The sequence below is a fragment of the Legionella nigrisilvae genome (genome assembly GCF_977063395.2).
Map to the genome: position 1 here is coordinate 177,400 of NZ_CDRUGZ020000043.1, position 19,330 is coordinate 196,729.

Genomic DNA, 19,330 nt, shown 5'->3' on the forward strand with positions numbered 1-19,330 from the left:
TATGATTAAACATATCAAATTCATTATAAGTACCCTGCTTCTTTTGACAGCCACATTCACCTATGCGGCTAACGAAGCAGCTCCCGCTCCTATACCGAGTTTAGCTCCGGTCTTAAAAAATATTATGCCCGCAATAGTCAATGTTGCGGTACAGGGTTATTTACCCCCTAATGCTACGTCACCCGGTTCTGCTGGCAATGATGAGGAAGCGCAGAATAGTAGACAGCCTAATCAAACTGCTCCTGAAAAAGGGCGTAAATTTGAAAGTATAGGCTCTGGTGTTATCGTAGACGCGCAAAACGGAATTATTATTACTAACGATCATGTAATTCGCAATGCGAACCTTGTTACCATTACGCTACAAGATGGTCGACGTTTAAAAGCGAAGCTGATTGGTAGTGATAGCGAAACAGACTTAGCTATCTTAAAAATCAGCGCAACAAACTTAAAATCATTGCCTATAGGGGATTCAGATCAATTACAAGTAGGTGATTTTGTAGTTGCTATTGGTAACCCTTTCGGCTTAAACAGTTTTGGTAACAGTCAGTCTGCGACCTTTGGTATTGTTAGTGCATTAAAACGTAGTGACCTAAATATCGAGGGAGTAGAAAACTTTATTCAAACTGATGCAGCAATTAATCCAGGTAACTCTGGGGGTGCATTGGTTAATACAAAAGGAGAATTGATTGGAATTAATACTGCAATTCTTTCTCCTTATGGCGGTAATGTCGGAATTGGTTTTGCTATACCCATTAATATGGCAAAAGATGTAGCGCAACAAATTATTAAGTTCGGCTCAATTCATCGGGGCTTAATGGGTATATTTGTTCAACATTTGACACCTGAACTTGCCCATTCTTTAGGATATCCCGAAGATTTCCAAGGTGCATTGGTATCACAAGTTAATCCAAATTCACCCGCAGAACGAGCTGGGTTGAAATCAGGTGATATTATTACTCAAATTAACAATACAAAAATAACCCAAGCAACTCAGGTAAAAACAACCATTAGCCTCTTACGTGTCGGTTCTAATGTTAAAATGGTTGTTCTACGTGACGGCAAAACAATCTCCCTTGATGCAGTGGTAACTGACATTAAATCACACGAACAAAAACTCCAATCAGAAAACCCTTTTCTTTATGGGCTTGCATTAAGAAACTTTGAGCAAGAAACACCACCTCATGGTAATGTCATTGGTGTACAAGTCGTGGGGGCTTCAGAAACAAGTGCTGGATGGCGTGCTGGTTTAAGACCCGGAGACATCATTATCTCTGCAAATAAGTCACCTATTAAAGACGTTAAATCACTACAGCAAGTTGCTCAACAGAAAAAGCAAGAATTGTTAGTTCAAATATTACGTGGACCCGGAGCCATGTATTTATTGATTATTTAAACCTTCTGCACATTAGCCTGGGTGAATGTGATACACCCAGGCTCTTCCAATATCCTCCTCTCCTCGAGTAACCTTCTTAAGAATTTAATGCCGTCTTTCTTAGATTCTAGTAACGAGATTCTAATTATTGAAGAACTAAAATGAGCAAAAAGGAAATATTAAATATATTATGGATTATGTAAATTAATGCTTTTTTTGCTGCATCTTTTAGCAACCTAGGTATTCTCCTCTTAAGAGTTTGAAAAAATCTTTATTGGAATTGCATAAGGCATCAGAATTAATGAATCCTGATGGGATAGACTATTATGGAATAATGAACTATCTAAATTTAATCTATTAATTAACAAATTAAATTTGGCATAAAATGTGAAGACGAGTTTAATGATTTCAGACGTTAATTTGATAATTTTTCCTCCAATGATGAATTCACCAAACGGTATCAAAAAAACCCTACGTCAAGCTGATGACCAAACGTACAATTAAACTTATCAATTTGAATGCTGAAAGATGTTATGCCACCAGGATGAGTAATTTATTTATCCTGGTAGCATGGTGAATTTAAGGAAGAAATTAACGATGTAATCGTCTAGTCTGAGTATAGTCGCTAGGAAGACCTTTGATGTAATTAACTTTTTCTACATGATCGGTCTTACCGTAGGTTACTTCTACTTGTACATTGCGACCATTTGCAATCCCTTCCAGAGGGGTGCCCGCAACTTCCCATAAACCTAAAGTGAAAACATCAGCTACACCATGTCCAATTGCTCTAGCCGCTTTATTGCCCTTAGAATATCCTTGTACAAAACTGTAAATATCTGTTCTTTTTCCATTATGAATTTGAGTATTCACTGGCTTACCCAACTCTGCAATAACATGAGAACGAGGTGTATGAAGCCGTAAAACAGATAAATCTTTTTTTCCAGGTTGATTAGTCGCCTTTACTACAGCGCAAGATGACAAACTCACTAATACAATTACGCCACACACAAGTTTTAAAATACACTTCTGTAACATTAAATCTCCTTTCTGAATAAAATTTCGGCGCATTATACTCTAGAATACCAGCCAAAGAAACATTTTTTGCGCTAGTTGTTTAAATGTTAGATAACGACCTGCAGAATATTGAAAATATGGTTCACTTATCCCTAAGTTTCAAATTTCGAAATTACAAACACAAGGCAAGTAAAATCATCTATCCATAGAAAAAAAATCAAAAAAAACACGCTACAGACTTGACATCTTTCCCTTAAAAAGACAAAATCACGCGTCTTGTGGCTATGTAGCTCAGCCGGTTAGAGCGCGGCACTCATAATGCTGAGGTCGGTGGTTCGAGTCCACCCATAGCCACCATCAAATCAATAAGTTACAATAAAAAACCAAAAATACTTTTGGACACAAAAATGAATAAAATTTCATTTATGTCCCCAAAAACCTCCTCATGTTGGCTTAAATAATAACTCAAAATGAATCAGACTCAGTCTTTTATCTTTAAACCATTGAGCGAAAATGACCTCACATTGTTATATCACTGGTTCCAAGAACCCCTCATCAATCAGTGGTACGCTCGAGATCAATCCTGGTCATTTGAGAAGATTCAACAAAAATATCTCCCTCGAATTTTAGGCGAAGATAAAGTACCAAGTTTTATTATTTATTCTGGAGATCTTCCTCTTGGCTTTATCCAATATTATTATCTAAGTGATCATCTTCCAGAAGGTGTACATCACAATAATCATCCATTGTTTCATTGTTATTCACCTCATAAATTAGCAGGTATTGACCTCTTTATCGCGTCCAGTAATCAACGTGGAAAAGGATTAGGTAAACAGATTTTAGATTCGTTCGTAACAAAGCTTCCAAATACCATTGATGCCATTCTTGTTGATCCACAAGTGTATAATCATCAAGCAATTCATTGTTATGAAAAAGCAGGTTTTACGCGTACCGATTATAGTGAAGACAACGCTTATTTAATCCTAATTAAACCTCTATCTTAAAAGGTTGAATAGCATGACAGTACATGAACAAAAAATTAATCCCAATGTTTTACAAAAAGCGATTCAAATACTTCAACACCATTTTAAAACGGTTTTAGAAATAAGTTCTCTTCACTTTTTAAGTGAACAAGAACGGCGAAATATAATCGTGCGCATCTTCCTTAGAAGCAACTCGGACTCTGTACCTAAAAGCATCATTCTCAAACAGTCTCTACCTGAAAAATCAGATTGTGATGACGAAAATGCTAACGCCCGATTTGCTCGTGATTGGGCTGGTCTTGAGTTTGCAAATCAAATTCATCAAAGCATGCATAATGTTCCCTACTTTTACGGCGGTAACAAAGAGCACCGATTTATTCTTGTTGAAGATTTAGGAGAATTACATATAAGTTTAGTCGACTCATTGACCAGTTCAAATAAAAAACAAGCGATTGGGGCATTAAGTCGTTTTATGAAGGCATTAGGAAGTTTCCATGCGGCAAGCTTTGGTAAAACGGCTATATATGAAACGATTTTAAAAAAAATTCATAAAAGTGCCGCAACCTTGCAAGAAGATCTAGATTCTACTCAAGCTGATTTACTTGAAAAATTACAATCTGCTAATAAAAAATTAAAACTATCTCTCACAACTGAATGTATTGATGAGGCAATGTTATTAATTCATTCTCTTTTCAAGCCAGGTCCATTTACTGTTCTAACTCATGGTGATATTTGCCCAGATAATGTTTTCGATCATGAAAAAACATTTGAGTTACAACTTATTGATTTTGAGTGGTCTTTTATTCGAAATGCGCTATTGGATGGTACCTATCTGAGGATGAGCATGCCCACGTGTTGGTGCGCCAAGGCCATCCCAGAAGAAGTCATCGATTCTTTAGAAATTATTTATCGAGAAGAACTCAAACTAACCATTCCTGCGGCATCAAATGATTTAGCTTATGCCAAAGCCTATACTGAAGCCTGTGGTTTTTGGTTATTACAACAAACGCTCCCTTTCCTTGATTCAACTTTTGAAAAAGACAGACTAGGTCCTTCAGGTCCTGTTCCAGAGGATTCATTGTGGAAGGCTGAAGAAAATTGGGTACGACCGAGAGTTTTATCGCGTTTACAAGCATTTATTCATATTGCATCCAGAAACAATTTATTGCCTCACTTAAGAAAAATGGCAGAAGACATGCTCTTTGAAATCAAACAACTCTGGACTGATGCAAAACTCTTAGAATTCTACCCTGCCTTTAAAACATCAATTGCAAATCAAAAATTTTATATTAGAGCTTATGAACAGGGAGATGAGGCAGAAATTTATCAACTCTTTTATGATACCGTCCATTATGTCAACTGTAGGGATTATAACAAAGAACAACTCGATGTATGGGCACCAAAAAATCCCGATCTATCCCAATGGAGAAAATCTCTAGCTGAAAACTATACCTTTGTTGCTATTGATAAGAAAAATGGCAAAATCCTTGGATTTTCCGACTTAGAAAAAAACGGTTATCTCAATCGAGGTTATGTGCATAAAGACTATCAAAATCAAGGTATTGGTAAAGCATTGTTAGAAGTTCGCGAACATTTAGCCATAGCATTAGGAATTCCAAAACTCTTCGCTGACGTGAGCATTACCGCCAAAGCATTTTTCGAACATTGTGGGTATTTTACTGAAGCGAAACAAAATAAGGAGTTGTATGGTATTCAATTTAAAAACTATCGTATGATAAAAATATTAACCTTTGAGTAACCAATCGGCACAATGGTTAATGAATGGAGTCTGTGCAAATGATTGATTGAGCAAGACTCAGAGAGCGGTCATTAATTACAATAACCCTAGATACTTTAAATTGATTTTTTGTTATGTTTAGTAGGACAATTACTTAGGGCCCACAATCATAAGATTGCCAGTGCCTTTAAATTTTCTTTTAAATACGAGAATAGAATACTATGGAACGGTTAAAGTCCTATTTTCTCAAAGACACTACCTTGAGAACTGAAATCATTGCGGGAATTACCACTTTTTTAACCATGGTATATATCGCCTTCATTAATCCAAGCATACTTCATGATGCTGGGATGGATCAGGGAGCCGTCTTTACAGCCACTTGTCTGATTACTGCTTTCGCTTGTCTCATTGCAGGAATATTTGCCAACACTCCTATAGGGATTGCGCCTGGTATGGCATTAAATATTTTCTTTTCTTATACGGTAGTTCAAGGCATGGGAATACCTTGGCAACAAGCCTTAGCCATTGTATTTCTTTCAGGTGTCTTATTTTTTATAATGTCACTTACCAGTCTGAGACGTCTTTTAATCGAAGCAATTCCCCATAATTTACAAATTGCTATCTTAATAGGAATCAGTTTATTAATTGCTTTAATTACCTTGCAAAACAATCAAATTATTATTGAGGATCAGCACAATTTAATGCGTCTTGGTGAACTCAATCGTCCGGAAAGCGGCTTATTTTTCTTAGGTTTTTTACTCATATTGATTTTAGATTATTTTCAAATTCCAGGAGCAATAATTCTTGGAATACTCAGTATTTCTCTCTTAAGTTTATTGCTGGGTTTATCGACCTGGCAAGGATTAATTTCCATGCCCCCTTCCATGGAACCTACTTTTTTAAAACTTGATTTTTCTGGCCTAAATACCGCTCTTGCTTTAAAAGCCACATTTACCTTTTTTTTAATTGCTGTGTTCGATGCTACTGGGACGTTGATTGGTTTATTAAATCCATCTGTATTTAAACAACAAGAAAATTATTCAAAACGTCTTAGCAATTGTTTAACTGCAGATGCAGCTGCTTCTGCTGTAGCAGGATTATTAGGCTCTGCGAGTACCTCTCCCTACATCGAGTCTGCTGCAGGAATTGAAGCCGGTGGACGCGGCGGAATAACAGCTATAGTGATTGCTATCGGATTTCTTCTTATGTTGTTTTTCTCACCATTGGCACGGATGATTCCTAACTATGCAGTAGGTCCCGCCCTTTTGTATGTGGCTTGCTGTATGATGAAACATCTCACCGATATGAAGTTGCATGATGTCAGTGAAACCGCTCCATGTATGGTAACGATTATGATGATCCCTTTTACTGCTTCTATTGCTGATGGAATTGGTGGAGGTATTATTCTATATACTTTATTAAAGCTTTTAACACGACAAAAAATTAATCTTTTACTCTTATTATTAAGTATTGTTTTTGTAATATTTTTCCTAGTAAGTTAAGCCTAGATTCAATGACTCAGTTCACAAGTCAAAATTATTTCACAAGGAATTTTCGCATGTCCATGAAGTGCTCCGTATTTATTGCCACAACTGTGGATGGATTTATCGCTCGAGAGAATGGTTCTATTGATTGGCTTAACCACTTTAATTCTCTAGTGCCCCCAGGTGAAGATGGCGGTTATCAATCATTTATTTCTACAGTCGATGGATTGGTTATGGGAAGAAACTCCTTTGAACAGGTCCTATCATTTGATGAATGGCCATATGGGGATCTTCCCGTAGTGGTCCTGAGTAGCAAAACAATAAATATTCCCAGACATTTGCAAAAATGCGTTTCTTTATCTGCTGAAAAACCATCCGTCCTTGTTGAACGCTTGGCAGAAAAAGGAATGAAACATCTTTATATTGATGGAGGAATCACCATTCAAAGATTTATTTCTGAAAATCTTATCGATGAATTAACAATTACATTAATTCCTATACTACTTGGTTCTGGGCGTTCATTATTTGGTCCGCTAAAACAGGATATCGATCTCGAATTGATGGAAACGAAAAATATAGGTTGTGGAATTGTTCAATTGAAATATCAGGTCGTGACTAAAAAAGTTTGAATAATAAAGTAGCACCTCTATAGGATTGTTGACGCAGTAATCGGGTTCGTGTAGAAAAGTTATTGACTGGACTTTTTGCATCAGTCCAATTGATGTTGTATGTAATCACCACAAAACCTATTCATCTGGAGATTATCATGACAAAATTTTTTGATAAGAAAACTAAAACGTTGTTTATTACCGGAGGAAAAACTGCCGTAACGGATCTATCAGACAATCCGTTAATTCAATTACCTGATCCTGAAGAAATGCCTCCAACTCCTCAACTTCACAGACAAAATGCGTCAGCAGGAAAATATTTTCAAAGGCATTATATAAGCGCATTAGGAGAAGAATATCACGGCAATTTTGATTTAAAGCATCCAACTAATAAGGATCTGGAAGAAGTTCAAGATACAATTTATTGCCCTTAATCCCCCAAAAATAAAATTTCTACAAAGCCTTCTGCATAATGAAATCGAATAAAAGTCGAAGGCTACTCTCTGCCATTCCAGTTAAAGGTTCAGGAAAATCATATACATTTACCAAACCATCTGTTTATAATGCGTTAAGATGATATTTAAAATGTACAACTGTGCATTATCATCTAGGACACGAATTAATAAATAAAATCGATTTCTTTTATTTAGCGAGGACGAACATATGAAAAGAACAGGACATCAGCACCACAATCACCAACATAATCATCCAACAACTACCCAGCCGCAAACTGTAGTGGTTGTTACGCCTCCATTGCAAGGTGCACACCCTAATGGGTTCTTTCAACCACATTTTCATGCCCATCCCCCGTACCCACAAGTACAACATTTACATCAGCCACACGTTCATCATCATGATCACGAGACTCAGACAAATACGCATCATCACTTCTAACAAAAATACCCGGATTAACCTCATGGAATCCGGGTCGAAACTACAATGTTTATAATGTAAACCCATCTATTAATTATGTCTAATAGTGGATGCACTTGTTATAGTGAGCGCACTTGTTAATGATTCTTTACCTTGTGATGGTTTTTCAGCCCTAAAAAATGTAAGGTTTGAAGGATTTGTTCTAGCATACACAGGGGCTCGACTTTCTTCCTGTCCTACCACATCTCCTGAAGGAGTATTTTTTAATATAGCTTCCACTTGATCATTAAATTGTTCTAATCCAATGACATTATCGGATGATAACAATGAATCCAGGCTCATTAGCTGCAATCCATCAATCGTTTCATCTTCTTTTCCATATGAAATATTGCTTTCAGCATACTGATCCTGCGAGGCAGTTTGTTCCTTAATTTGCATGCATTGTGGAAGTTCAGATAATGATTCCTCTAAGGATTGCCCGGAGGGTGTATTCTCCTCAGCGATAAAAAGAGAACTATCCTCATCATCAGAGTCCTCAAGTACAAGGGGTTCTATCATTTTGTCTAATGCTTCACCTTTGGTAAATCCAACAATCGAGATACGATGCCATCTTGAATCAGAGGTTCCATTAGTAGGAATCAATTTTGTGTTGCAATGGAAATATTTATCAAAATCCCATAACAATATATCCCCCTCTTTTAAGTCAAAATATATGCCTTCAAAATAAGACTGAGAGTTATTTGCCAAAATACCCTTTACGCCAGGAAAAAAAGTGTATGCCCCTTCATAAGTTCGTTGAGGAGCACCCTGCTCGCCATGATTAGTGGGGTAGATAATAAAGAGTGGATTCAGACTGTGGATAGGAAACTTATTGCTGTCCAAGTGAGCACTGGTTTGTTTGTCATAATTTGCTTCGGCGGACAAAAGATAACTCGAGCCCTTGAGGGTAAAATAAGATGCATAATCCATCATCCGACGGCGGGTTGCATATTCAACTGGAGCACATTCTGCATAGAGCTTTTCAACCATTTTAAAAAGAGGCGCTAGCCCTTCTTCAATTTCAAATTTTGTCTCTGAAAATTGAGTAGGTCTAATTCTTCCCGTTTTTTTTCCTAGCACACCAAACGGAGCTGAACGGATCCTTGCGTGGGTTTTTTCTTTATTTTGCTTTTTTGTAACAGCTTCTTCTGAAGATACAGCGCCCATCCTACTTAACTGTGTTTCGTTTATCGAAGAAAGTTCTTTACGAAATTTATCCGCTATCATCTCGGGTTGAATCGCACCAATACGATATACACCTATTAATCTTCCTTTGTTATCATAAAAATTAGTATCTTGAGTAATTTTCGTGGAATTAGGAAAAGGTTCATCGAACCTATCATTTATTTTAACTGTTTTTAGAGGATTATCGTGCAATACTAATGTAGCAATCTTAGTCCCATCAGGAGTTCTATCCTGAGGTCTTTCCGCAGGAAGTTCAACTTGAAGCATAGGTGTTCGCATAACAAGATTATCAAAAGGCTTCTTGCGTTTAATAAGAGCGTAACTCGAATTGATAGCCGATTTTAATCTTTTTATTTCTGCTTTTTCTAAATTTAAACCCAATTTTTGCAAATGATAAATTAGGATTTCACCTAAATTTTCTCCTGATTTACGTTGTAAATAAATGCTGTACATCAAATGATGCTGATATAAATAAATTAAATTCTGGGCAGCCATTGAGGGAGACGTTTTTATATAGGGAGTAATTTCTTTAGAAACAAATTCTCGTCTTGATTGTTCATTTTGGTAGAGAGCTGATCGTTTCAGGCTATGGTCGCTTTTTTTTACAGTAAAAGGAAAACTGACATGATGGCTATAGATAAATTTATTTCTAAGCTCATCAGGATATTTTGCTTTAATTTCGTTTTTTAAATCCGATCGCCGTCCTATAGACGATATGTGCTTCATTGAAATCTGTTGATTATAACGCTCATTTCTTTGCATCATTTCACGTTGCACTTGATAATATTCTTTAGGATCGCCTTCCGCCATTTGTTTAATATATTCATTTAAAAAAGGTGAAATTAATTTTCGTTCTATTTTAGCTGGCTTTGATTTAATTCGATTTACCGTCATAGCCTGAGGAATTTCTTTTTCTTTTCCTTTTTCTTCTGGAGTATGCTTTTTCTCTGCATGAGGATGTGTCGTTTTAGATCTTTTAATTAAACCAGAAGTGTCTTGTGGTTTCATCGTGGGTTGGGGGATGAACCGCTCTCCATTTCCAATATCTGTTCTGGGATCAACTATTTCGGAGTGCTTTCTTTTTTTCACAGGAATAATATCGATGATAGCTGTCTTTGACGGGGTTATTGTTGAGGTTGCCATTGGTGTATCAGGATCATTAACAGATGTTTGCATCGTATCCATCCTGATAATCTCACTTCCCATAGAAAGCATTTTCTGACATTCCCCAAGACAATGCGCAATAAATGCTGGATCTGCAGTGGCCTTAATATCATCTAGAATGGAATAAAATTTTCCCTGAAGGGAACGAATAAGATTGAAATCCGGCCCATATTTTATTGTATTTTCATCAAATTTTTGTTGCATGTGTTAAGCTCCTTTGTTGTTTAAAATATTTGAATGCTCTAACGGGGCGGAAGTATTATCAAGAAAGACAAAAAAAGTCGAACTATTTTTGCGCTAGTCAGTATAAAATCTGTAAGCAAAGAGAATACGATGCACAATGGAGATTCGTGACAAAAATCAACACATTCTAGATTTTTTTACCAATTAAGATAATCTTGAAGCAGAATTGCAAAATGCTTCAAAATACATTCAGATACTCGCCAAAAAAGCTATGGTAAGTTTATAAATTTAGTTATTATGTTATTTACCTAAGATTTTACGATTTTTTGATGCGCTCGATAGTCATTATAATTTTAACATTTATTTGCTCAGCATTAACTTATGCAAACGAAATTAATATTTCCACGACCACTAAAAATGGGAATACTACTTTTTATCTGCAAGCTGGCGCATTTAATTTGGAAAAAGATGCAAAGCAACGTCAAAAAGAATTATCTGCACTGGTCAGCGAACCTGTTGAAATTAAGAATCTATCCGATAAAAAACTTTATTTGATACAAATAGGACCAATTAGCGATTACCTCACAGCACGAGAATTACAAAATAAGCTATCCCAAAAGATCAGTTCAAAGAAAAATGAGCCCAACGAGAATCAACATCCTTACATAAACCAATCCACTCCGCCTGAAAGCTCCAGCAATCCAATTGAAACTCCGCCAATAAATGGCAAACTATGGAATTTAAGGAATGCTGATATTAGAGCGGTTATCGCTGAGGTGTCACGAGTTACTGGTAAAAATTTTGTCATTGACCCCCGAGTGCAAGGGAAAATATCAATCGTATCGGCAACACCAATGAACAATAACGAGCTTTATCAAGTATTTCTTTCAGTCTTACAAGTCTCAGGCTATGCTGCAATACCCAGTGGTGCAATCATTAAAATTATTCCCAATATTGATGCAAAAACACAATCTCCTGATATTTTAAGCGGCATAAAACAACCTCCTAGAGGCGACGACATGATGGTGGCTGTAGTCCCTGTTCATTATGTTCCATCAGAGCAATTAGTTCCGGTTTTACGCCCCTTAATGCCACAATGGAGTAGCATTTCTGCTTACGCTCCTTCAAATATGCTTATTTTATCAGGAAGAGCAAATAACATTCGTAGTCTTGCAGACATCATAAAGCAAGTGGATAACTCATCTGCAAATGGCATTGATATAGTTCATTTAAGACACTCATTAGCAATGGATATTGCTGCCACCTTAAAAGATCTTGTTAAAACCCAGCCCAACATGGGGGGGACACGCACTCAACTCACTGTAGCGGCAGATGACCGCTCCAATTCTCTATTAGTCAGCGGCTCTAAAACCGACAGAATACGCCTTAGAATGTTGATATTAAAGTTAGATAGGGAAAGTTCCGAAGGCCTTAACTCAAACACGCAGGTAGTCTATCTAAATTACCTTAGAGCTGAAGACTTGGTCCCCATCCTGGCCGGAATTGCCCAGGCAAATTTTAGTGGGAATGTTGGAACAACCATTGGTACCATTACTCGCCCTATTTTGGATAGTACTAATCCCGCTTCCAATCTTGCCAGTAACTCAAATATACAAGGCTCTACCACCACTTCCACTTCTCTTTACTCAACCGGATCAGGTGGCGGTGGGGGTGGTTCTTCATTAACTGCTTCAGGAGCTACTGCAAATACTACGACTACCACGACACAAAATGAAGGAACGACCAAACCCTCAGTACAAATTATTGCTGAACCCAATACGAACTCTATCATCCTTAATGCGCCAGCATCGGTAATCCGTATTCTGAAAAGGGTAATTGCCCAACTGGACATCAAACCAGCCCAATTACTAATTGAAGCGTTAGTTGCCGAAATTAATCAATCGGATGTTAATGACTTAGGTATTGAATGGGGAAGTGATCAACAAACAGGAAGACCTGACACCTTTAGACCAGGATTTGCTATAATTAACAGCAGTACAAGACTTGATGATTTTCAAGCACAAATATATGCTTTAGCAAGAGAAAATAAAGCGAATATTTTATCAACACCTTCAGTTGTAGTTCTTGATAACCGCCAAGCTAAGATATTAGTGGGTAAACAGGTTTCGATAGCGTCCACCACTCAACCTGCAAATGCCGGAGGTACAACAAATAATGGGGTCCCATTTACCACATTTGATCGGGTCAATGTTGCATTACATCTCTATGTCAGACCACAAATTACACGCGGAAATGGAATCCAACTGCAAATTGATCAAGGAAATGACACGTTGGATCCCCCCGTTGTTGCACCAAACTCAACCACACCGACATTTAGAATTAGTAGTATCGTTACCTCGGTTCATGTTGAGAGCGGTGATATAGTTGTTTTAGGAGGTTTGACGCAAGATAGTTTAGGTAATGACAATAATCGTTTACCTGTTTTGGGAGATATACCGGGTGTGGGTCGTTTATTCAAACGAAATATAAATTCTCGGGAAAAACGAGTACTTATGGTCTTCATAAAGCCAATTATTTTGCGTAATGAACGAGAAAATATGCTTATGACCAGTCAAAAATACAATAATGTACGCCAATTCGAACTGGATTGGTTAAAATCGCAAGATGCTTTTGTACAAAGCAATAACGCAACGGTATTACCCGCTTTGAAACGCGCCGAATTACCAAAACCGTTTAATCGTCCACCTTTGTTAGTCACGAAATAAACCATGGACAGCGAAGAAAAATTACTAAAAATCCCCTACAGTTTTGCAAAAAACCATGGGATTGTTGTTGCCAATGAAAAGAGTGACAACCAAGCTCTCGTTTATCATTTACCCAATACTTCATTGCAATCTCTTGCCGAAATAAAACGTTTATTACAATGTGAATTTACTTTAAAACAGGTTGATGAATCAGCGTTTCAACAACATTTAGCTCATGTGTATCAATCAAAATCATCGATACTCGAAGCTGCTGGAGGTATGGAGGAAGATATGGATCTTTCACTACTAGCGAGTCAATTGCCAGTCAGTGAAGACCTATTGGAAAATCAAGATGATGCACCAATAATTCGCTTATTGAATGCATTGTTTACTCAAGCAATTAAACAAAAAGCATCTGATATTCATATTGAAACTTATGAAGATAGAGTACTGGTACGTAATCGAATTGACGGCGTTTTACATGAAGTTTTAGAGATTCAGCGCGCTATCGCTCCTTTAGTTATATCTAGGGTCAAAGTGATGGCTAAACTAGATATCGCAGAAAAACGTATTCCACAAGATGGCCGTATTTCTCTACGTATTGGTGGGCATAATATTGACGTCAGGGTATCAACCCTTCCCTCTAATCATGGTGAGCGCGTGGTGTTAAGGATTTTAGACAAACAAGCGGCTCAATTGGATTTAAACCTGTTGGGAATGCCTAAATCCACAGTCAAAAATATGCGAAAAATGATCGCAGAGCCACATGGCATTATTTTAGTTACTGGGCCCACCGGCTCCGGAAAAACTACTTCCCTATATGCTATGTTAACTGAATTAAATCAAGTCACACGTAATATTCTAACCATTGAAGATCCTATAGAATATGATCTGGAGGGTATTGGTCAGACCCAGGTTAATACCAAAGTTCAAATGACCTTTGCTAAAGGGTTAAGGGCAATTCTAAGGCAAGATCCGGATGTAGTTATGATTGGAGAAATTCGTGACCTGGAAACTGCAGAAATTGCAGTTCAAGCCAGTCTTACAGGACACTTAGTACTATCCACCTTACATACCAATAGCGCACTAGGAGCCCTGACTCGTTTGCGTGATATGGGAGTAGAATCTTTTCTTCTATCCTCAAGTATTGTGGGACTTATTGCCCAGCGTCTCGTTAGAAGATTATGCCCTCAATGCAAAACTCCCCATCAATTACGAGATGATGAAAAGGAACTTATGGGGCTTACAGCAGACACAGATATCTCAAAAGTTTTTGAGCCTAAAGGTTGTGACTTCTGCAATCACTTAGGCTATAAAGGAAGAACAGGAATTTATGAGCTCATTACGGTCGATGAAGTACTTAGAGGAATGATTCATCGACAGGAAAATTCACAGACAATGGAAAATTATTTACGGCCCACCACACCCAGTATTCGAGATGATGGATTTAAAAGAGTTCTTGCCGGTGATACATCCCTTGCAGAAATTCTTCGAGTAACCACTCAAAATTAATCCTTAATAGCGTTATAATTTAAATCACTGCCTAATAGCTCATTACTTCCTAAACCTTTATAGTAAGTACACTCGAGCTATAAAACTTTAGATACTAGAACGAAGTTTGTTAAGTACTAGATATGCTAGGAACTTTCCACCTATAAACACCATAAAATTCCTTTGAAAATCAAACGTTAATGGTTACTATATAAGGTAGCTTAGAAGCCTGCCAACAGCTTATGTTAATACGGAATTAAAGTTTACTTTTAAAGATGTCTTGGAAAATAAAATGGGATTATTATGCGGCTTTGGATCAGAGGATTTATTTTTTTTAGTTTATATCCATTAGTATCCTGTACTATTTCGCTACCGCATCAAAGCCAGATTAAAAATATAAAAACAGTTCCAAGCATGAAGCACTCCATTGAAAAAAGTTTACAAAAAAAAGAAATTTTCTCTAGAGGTAATTGGCCAAATAACCACTGGTGGTTGTCTTATAATACCCCGGAACTCAATGTGCTAGTAACAGAAGCTTTAGCAAATAATCCTTCCATTCATGAAATCAAAAAGCGTATTGAAGTTGCTCAGCAGCAAGCCATCGTTACCCGTTCATTATTATCACCTTTAGTTTTTTTTAATGCCCATGAAAATCGACAATATGTCAGTGAAAACGGTTTATATCGTGCATTCAATCATAACTTTCCTTTAAACGTTAGACTCTTAGATCTTTCGCTTTCGTTTACTTATGAGTTTGATTTTTGGGGAAAAAACCGTAATCTTTTTTATGCTGCATTAGGAGAAGCAAAAGTTCGAGAGGCTGAAGCTGCAGAGGTTGAGTTAATTACTAGCACTGCACTGGCTCAAACTTTTTTTGCCTATAAAACAAATCTAATTAGAAAAAAATTATTTTCCCAACTCATCGAAGTACGACAAAAAATAGCTAAATTACAAAACTTAATGGTACGAAAGGGACTTTCGTCGAAATTGCCCGCCTTAGAAACCTCAGAGAAATTACTCGAATCCCAAAAATTACTTTCAAGTATTACCGATGAATTAACTGCCAACAAACATTTAATCAATATATTAGCTGGCCGTGGACCAGACGAACACCTATCAATTAAACCCACATTACCCTCATTACCTAAAACACTAAATATCCCCCAAATACTCCCATTGGATTTTTTAGCTCGAAGGCCTGATCTAATGGCACAAATATGGCGAGCTAAAGCTTTAGCCTACAGAGCAGGGGCAGCAATGGCAGAATATTATCCTGATATTAACCTCGCTGGTCTGATTGGGCTGGAAAGCACAAGTTGGAGAAAGTTCTTTGATTTATCGAGTGGGACGGCAGCAATTAGACCTGCTTTACAATTACCTATTTTCACGGCAGGTGCAATAAAAGCAAACATCAATTCGACTAAGGCACAATTTGATGCAGCAATCGAAGCATACAATAGTTTACTCTTATTCAGTACCCAAGAAGTACTTGATGTATTGGCTTTCGCTGAGAATATCTATCAACAAAAAATAGAACAAAAACAAGTTGTAGAGTATGCAAAACAACGTTATCAATTAAGTTCCCTGCGTCAAAAAAAGGGCTTGGATAGTTTATTTGATCTTTACTTTTTACAAGAAGAAGTGATTCAAAAAGAACTTGTAGATGTTACTCTACTTTATAACCAGTACTTAGCCTCTATAAAATTAACCAGAGCTTTGGGAGGAGGCTACTATCAAAATACGATTCCGTTGGTGAACAACTCATGAAAGAACGATCCGCCTCTTTTTATTTTACAGTCATTCTTATTGTTCTATTTATTTTCTTTTTTGTGTATTGGCTTATTGTATGGAGCCGGCAAGTTTATACCAATGATGCCTACGTACAAGGGAATCAGGTCTATATCAAATCGTTACGCCCAGGATTTGTTACAGGGATCTATACTGACGATAGTTTTCTGGTAAGAAAAGGACAGCTCCTTGTTACATTAAATGAAACCGATTCACATATCGCTTTGGAAAAAGCGAAAAAGAAACTTGCCAGTACGGTACGTGATATATCCCAGGCATTTCATGATGTGTTTATACTGGCAGCAGACATTGAAATGAGAAAAGCGCAACTTTTAAAAGCACAACAAAACCTTAAACATCGCCGTGATCTCATTGGGGCTAAAGGTGTTTCTTTAGAGGATTATCAAAATGCACAAGATGATCTAAAGGCTTCCATTGCTTCATTAAAAAGCACTCAAAATAAATATCAAAAGATGCTCGCCTTCGTACAAGGCACATCCATAACCGAGCATCCATCGGTGCAGGCAGTGGCGCAAGAAGTACGTGATGCATGGGTCCAATTATATCGAACTAAAATTTATGCGCCCGTAGATGGATTGGTAGCACAAAGAACAATTCAAGTCGGGATGTGGATTTCACCAAAAGAACCACTTATGTCTATTATCCCTCTCGATCAAATATGGGTAAATGCTAATTATAAAGAAACCCAACTGAACAAAGTGCGCATTGGACAAAACGTTAAGATAACTTCTGATCTTTACGGTTCTGGGGTGGTATTTCATGGAAAAATTGTGGGTTTACCAGGAGGGGCAGGTAATGTTTTTTCACTATTACCCCCCGAAAACCTTTCAGGGAACTGGATTAAAATCGTTCAAAGGTTACCTGTTCGGATTGCTCTAGTACAAGATGAATTAATAAAACATCCTCTGCGAATCGGCCTTTCTTTGGAGGTTACGACAGATCTCTCTGATCAAAATGGCCCCTTAGTGCCCACCACAACCTCAGAGTCTCCCCATTATGTTACTGATATTTTCCAAAAAGAAGAGATAGGCAATGAAAAGTTAATCGCTGAAATTATTAAGAGTAATTTGGACCCTAATCTTAAGCACTATGCAAAATCCCCCCTCATCATAAATAAAATCAACCTAAAAGAGATGAATAAATAATGATTCTCTATATCTTACTTTTATCACTTGCCGCAGTAATCTTTAATCTTACTTTACCCATAATGGCAGGTTTATATATTGTGAGTGATCTGGGTGGCAGTTCTTATATGACTTCGTATACAGTCAGTTTTTTCTGCATTGGAAATCTTCTAGGGGTACCTTTAGGAAAACCCGCCGTAACATGCTTAAGTCCTATTCAACTTTTTGTTGTCTGTTTCAGTCTTACTGCATTTTGTTCATGGGGATGTGCGACAGCGGAGGATTTCTTTACGTTTATCTTATTCAGATTTTTAGAAGGGTTTGCTTCAGGACCGATGTTTCTTCTGATCGCATGTACGCTTATCCCTTTGCTCTCCCCTAATAAAGATAAAGTCTATATTGTCTCCTTGGTTTTAATGTGTCTTTCAATAATCCCTGTAATCGGCGCTTCATATGGTGCCTGGATTGCGTACAACTACCATTGGCGATTCCTTTTTTTCTCAAACATTCCTTTATGTATTTTTTTAATTTTGTATGTTGGTTTTGGATATAGAAGATATCATGAGCCTGTAAAAAAGATATATTTTGATAAAATTGGATATTTTTACTATTGCATCAGCATGGTGTTTATTGGAACCGCTTTAACTACTGGCCAAGAGTTAGATTGGTTTCGCTCTTCTTTAATTACTTTTTTATTGATTTTCGGTGTAATCAGTCTTGTATTCTTTATTTTACGCAGCTGGTCAGCTCAGCATCCTGTCATTGATTTGAAATTACTTAAAAATTTTTATTTTTGCTTTGCAATGATTTATATCGCCCTATTTTTCGGACTCTATTTTGGAATGGTTATCTTATTGTCTTTGTGGTTAAAACTTTATGTTAATTATACTCCTGATTGGATCGCGCTGATCATAGGAACAATGGCATTTTGTGGATGGATTCCAGTACTTATTAATAAAAGAAAATATGAACCATTTTATCCTTTATTCATTGCTTTACTGTTCTTTGCCTTATCCTGTTTTTATACTGCCTACTTTAATGTGGATATAAATTTTAATCGCATTGCATTTTCACGAGGTTTAGCAGGTATAGGCCTAGCATTATTTTTATCTCCCCTCTTTCATTTATCAGTAGCCACTTGTCATGAAACAAAGTTCGCTGAATGCCTTTGCTTGTTTCATATTTCACGTTTGCTTGGAAGTGGGCTAGGAGTCTCTTTATTTCTTATTTTATGGCATAGACGCGAAGTTTTTTTTCATCTTCGATTAGGAAGCAGTCTGACTCCATTTTCCCATGAAACTCAAAATTTTTTACAACAAGCAAAACTATTCCATATTTCAGGAAAGCATGCTTTCGCTCAGTTAAATGACTACCTTACACGTAAGTCTATTGCTTTGGCACTTGATGATTGTTTTTATCTTATGGGATATATGGCTCTTTCAATGCTTTTTGTATTGGTTTTCATTTACCTAATGCGTACAAAGAAACTTCGCACTCGTAGAGGCTTTATATTTAATCAGAATAAAGAGGGAATCTAAAACAATTTTGGGACCTATCT

Annotated in this window: 14 protein-coding genes and 1 tRNA gene; 13 read left to right on the forward strand and 2 right to left on the reverse strand. The window is 37.0% G+C overall.

Translation table 11 applies throughout. From position 1 onward, the window contains the following. Nucleotide 1: 1 nt before the first annotated feature. Nucleotides 2–1,393: a Do family serine endopeptidase gene (locus tag ACWTE2_RS31245; RefSeq protein WP_182393334.1), complete on the forward strand. Its 1,392-nt coding sequence runs from the start codon at nt 2–4 to the stop codon at nt 1,391–1,393. Between the two features lie 570 nt (nt 1,394–1,963). Here the strand turns inward: ACWTE2_RS31245 and ACWTE2_RS31250 are convergent. Then, on the reverse strand, nt 1,964–2,407 hold the full coding sequence (locus ACWTE2_RS31250) for a hypothetical protein (RefSeq protein WP_220471010.1): 444 nt from the start codon (nt 2,405–2,407) through the stop codon (nt 1,964–1,966). Between the two features lie 259 nt (nt 2,408–2,666). On the opposite strand from ACWTE2_RS31250, the gene ACWTE2_RS31255 reads away from it, so the two are divergent. From ACWTE2_RS31255 to ACWTE2_RS31285, 7 genes are all read left to right on the forward strand, one after another. Continuing rightward, nucleotides 2,667–2,743 (forward strand) — tRNA-Met (locus ACWTE2_RS31255). Nucleotides 2,744–2,856: 113 nt separating this feature from the next. Continuing rightward, complete coding sequence (locus ACWTE2_RS31260) at nt 2,857–3,390, forward strand: GNAT family N-acetyltransferase (RefSeq protein WP_454785822.1); 534 nt, start codon at nt 2,857–2,859, stop codon at nt 3,388–3,390. 13 nt (nt 3,391–3,403) lie between these two features. Beyond that, nucleotides 3,404–5,128 carry a GNAT family N-acetyltransferase gene (locus tag ACWTE2_RS31265; RefSeq protein WP_454785823.1) on the forward strand — a complete coding sequence of 575 codons (1,725 nt, stop codon included), beginning with the start codon at nt 3,404–3,406 and terminating at the stop codon, nt 5,126–5,128. Nucleotides 5,129–5,328: 200 nt separating this feature from the next. Further along, complete coding sequence (locus ACWTE2_RS31270; RefSeq protein ID WP_454785824.1) at nt 5,329–6,609, forward strand: NCS2 family permease; 1,281 nt, start codon at nt 5,329–5,331, stop codon at nt 6,607–6,609. A 56-nt stretch (nt 6,610–6,665) separates the two neighbouring features. Then, entirely contained in the window at nt 6,666–7,220 is a 555-nt protein-coding gene (locus ACWTE2_RS31275; RefSeq protein ID WP_454785825.1) for a dihydrofolate reductase family protein, read from the forward strand. Between the two features lie 137 nt (nt 7,221–7,357). Further along, the gene (locus ACWTE2_RS31280) at nt 7,358–7,633 is read left to right on the forward strand and encodes a hypothetical protein (protein ID WP_182393328.1); all 276 of its coding nucleotides are present in this window, start codon (nt 7,358–7,360) and stop codon (nt 7,631–7,633) included. 229 nt (nt 7,634–7,862) lie between these two features. Continuing rightward, nucleotides 7,863–8,093 carry a hypothetical protein gene (locus tag ACWTE2_RS31285; protein WP_454785826.1) on the forward strand — a complete coding sequence of 77 codons (231 nt, stop codon included), beginning with the start codon at nt 7,863–7,865 and terminating at the stop codon, nt 8,091–8,093. A gap of 69 nt (nt 8,094–8,162) precedes the next feature. Here ACWTE2_RS31285 and ACWTE2_RS31290 read toward each other — a convergent pair whose 3' ends face one another. Then, complete coding sequence (locus ACWTE2_RS31290; RefSeq protein WP_454785827.1) at nt 8,163–10,664, reverse strand: hypothetical protein; 2,502 nt, start codon at nt 10,662–10,664, stop codon at nt 8,163–8,165. A 308-nt stretch (nt 10,665–10,972) separates the two neighbouring features. Here ACWTE2_RS31290 and lspD point away from each other — a divergent pair, with 308 nt between their 5' ends. The 5 genes from lspD to ACWTE2_RS31315 all read left to right on the forward strand — a co-directional run bounded on the left by lspD (nt 10,973) and on the right by ACWTE2_RS31315 (nt 19,310). Beyond that, entirely contained in the window at nt 10,973–13,369 is a 2,397-nt protein-coding gene (gene lspD / locus ACWTE2_RS31295) for a GspD family T2SS secretin variant LspD (RefSeq protein ID WP_454785828.1), read from the forward strand. A gap of 3 nt (nt 13,370–13,372) precedes the next feature. After that, entirely contained in the window at nt 13,373–14,860 is a 1,488-nt protein-coding gene (lspE, locus tag ACWTE2_RS31300) for a GspE family T2SS ATPase variant LspE (RefSeq protein WP_454785829.1), read from the forward strand. Nucleotides 14,861–15,142: 282 nt separating this feature from the next. Further along, nucleotides 15,143–16,606, forward strand: a complete 1,464-nt coding sequence (locus ACWTE2_RS31305) for an efflux transporter outer membrane subunit (protein WP_454785830.1) — start codon at nt 15,143–15,145, stop codon at nt 16,604–16,606. After that, on the forward strand, nt 16,603–17,793 hold the full coding sequence (locus ACWTE2_RS31310; RefSeq protein WP_454785831.1) for an efflux RND transporter periplasmic adaptor subunit: 1,191 nt from the start codon (nt 16,603–16,605) through the stop codon (nt 17,791–17,793). The genes ACWTE2_RS31305 and ACWTE2_RS31310 overlap by 4 nt, the downstream gene beginning before the upstream one ends. After that, nucleotides 17,793–19,310, forward strand: a complete 1,518-nt coding sequence (locus ACWTE2_RS31315; protein WP_454785832.1) for an MFS transporter — start codon at nt 17,793–17,795, stop codon at nt 19,308–19,310. Before ACWTE2_RS31310 ends, ACWTE2_RS31315 begins: the two co-directional genes overlap by 1 nt. Nucleotides 19,311–19,330: the final 20 nt, after the last annotated feature.

Excerpts from the sequence above, each read along its gene's own strand:
- lspD (WP_454785828.1), top strand. The coding sequence starts at position 10,973 with ATGCGCTCGATAGTCATTATAATTTTAACATTTATTTGCTCAGCATTA.
- ACWTE2_RS31310 (WP_454785831.1), top strand. The coding sequence starts at position 16,603 with ATGAAAGAACGATCCGCCTCTTTTTATTTTACAGTCATTCTTATTGTT.
- ACWTE2_RS31260 (WP_454785822.1), top strand. The coding sequence starts at position 2,857 with ATGAATCAGACTCAGTCTTTTATCTTTAAACCATTGAGCGAAAATGAC.
- ACWTE2_RS31265 (WP_454785823.1), top strand. The coding sequence starts at position 3,404 with ATGACAGTACATGAACAAAAAATTAATCCCAATGTTTTACAAAAAGCG.
- ACWTE2_RS31305 (WP_454785830.1), top strand. The coding sequence starts at position 15,143 with ATGCGGCTTTGGATCAGAGGATTTATTTTTTTTAGTTTATATCCATTA.
- ACWTE2_RS31280 (WP_182393328.1), top strand. The coding sequence starts at position 7,358 with ATGACAAAATTTTTTGATAAGAAAACTAAAACGTTGTTTATTACCGGA.
- ACWTE2_RS31245 (WP_182393334.1), top strand. The coding sequence starts at position 2 with ATGATTAAACATATCAAATTCATTATAAGTACCCTGCTTCTTTTGACA.
- ACWTE2_RS31270 (WP_454785824.1), top strand. The coding sequence starts at position 5,329 with ATGGAACGGTTAAAGTCCTATTTTCTCAAAGACACTACCTTGAGAACT.
- ACWTE2_RS31290 (WP_454785827.1), bottom strand. The coding sequence starts at position 10,664 with ATGCAACAAAAATTTGATGAAAATACAATAAAATATGGGCCGGATTTC.
- ACWTE2_RS31315 (WP_454785832.1), top strand. The coding sequence starts at position 17,793 with ATGATTCTCTATATCTTACTTTTATCACTTGCCGCAGTAATCTTTAAT.
- lspE (WP_454785829.1), top strand. The coding sequence starts at position 13,373 with ATGGACAGCGAAGAAAAATTACTAAAAATCCCCTACAGTTTTGCAAAA.
- ACWTE2_RS31250 (WP_220471010.1), bottom strand. The coding sequence starts at position 2,407 with ATGTTACAGAAGTGTATTTTAAAACTTGTGTGTGGCGTAATTGTATTA.
- ACWTE2_RS31275 (WP_454785825.1), top strand. The coding sequence starts at position 6,666 with ATGTCCATGAAGTGCTCCGTATTTATTGCCACAACTGTGGATGGATTT.
- ACWTE2_RS31285 (WP_454785826.1), top strand. The coding sequence starts at position 7,863 with ATGAAAAGAACAGGACATCAGCACCACAATCACCAACATAATCATCCA.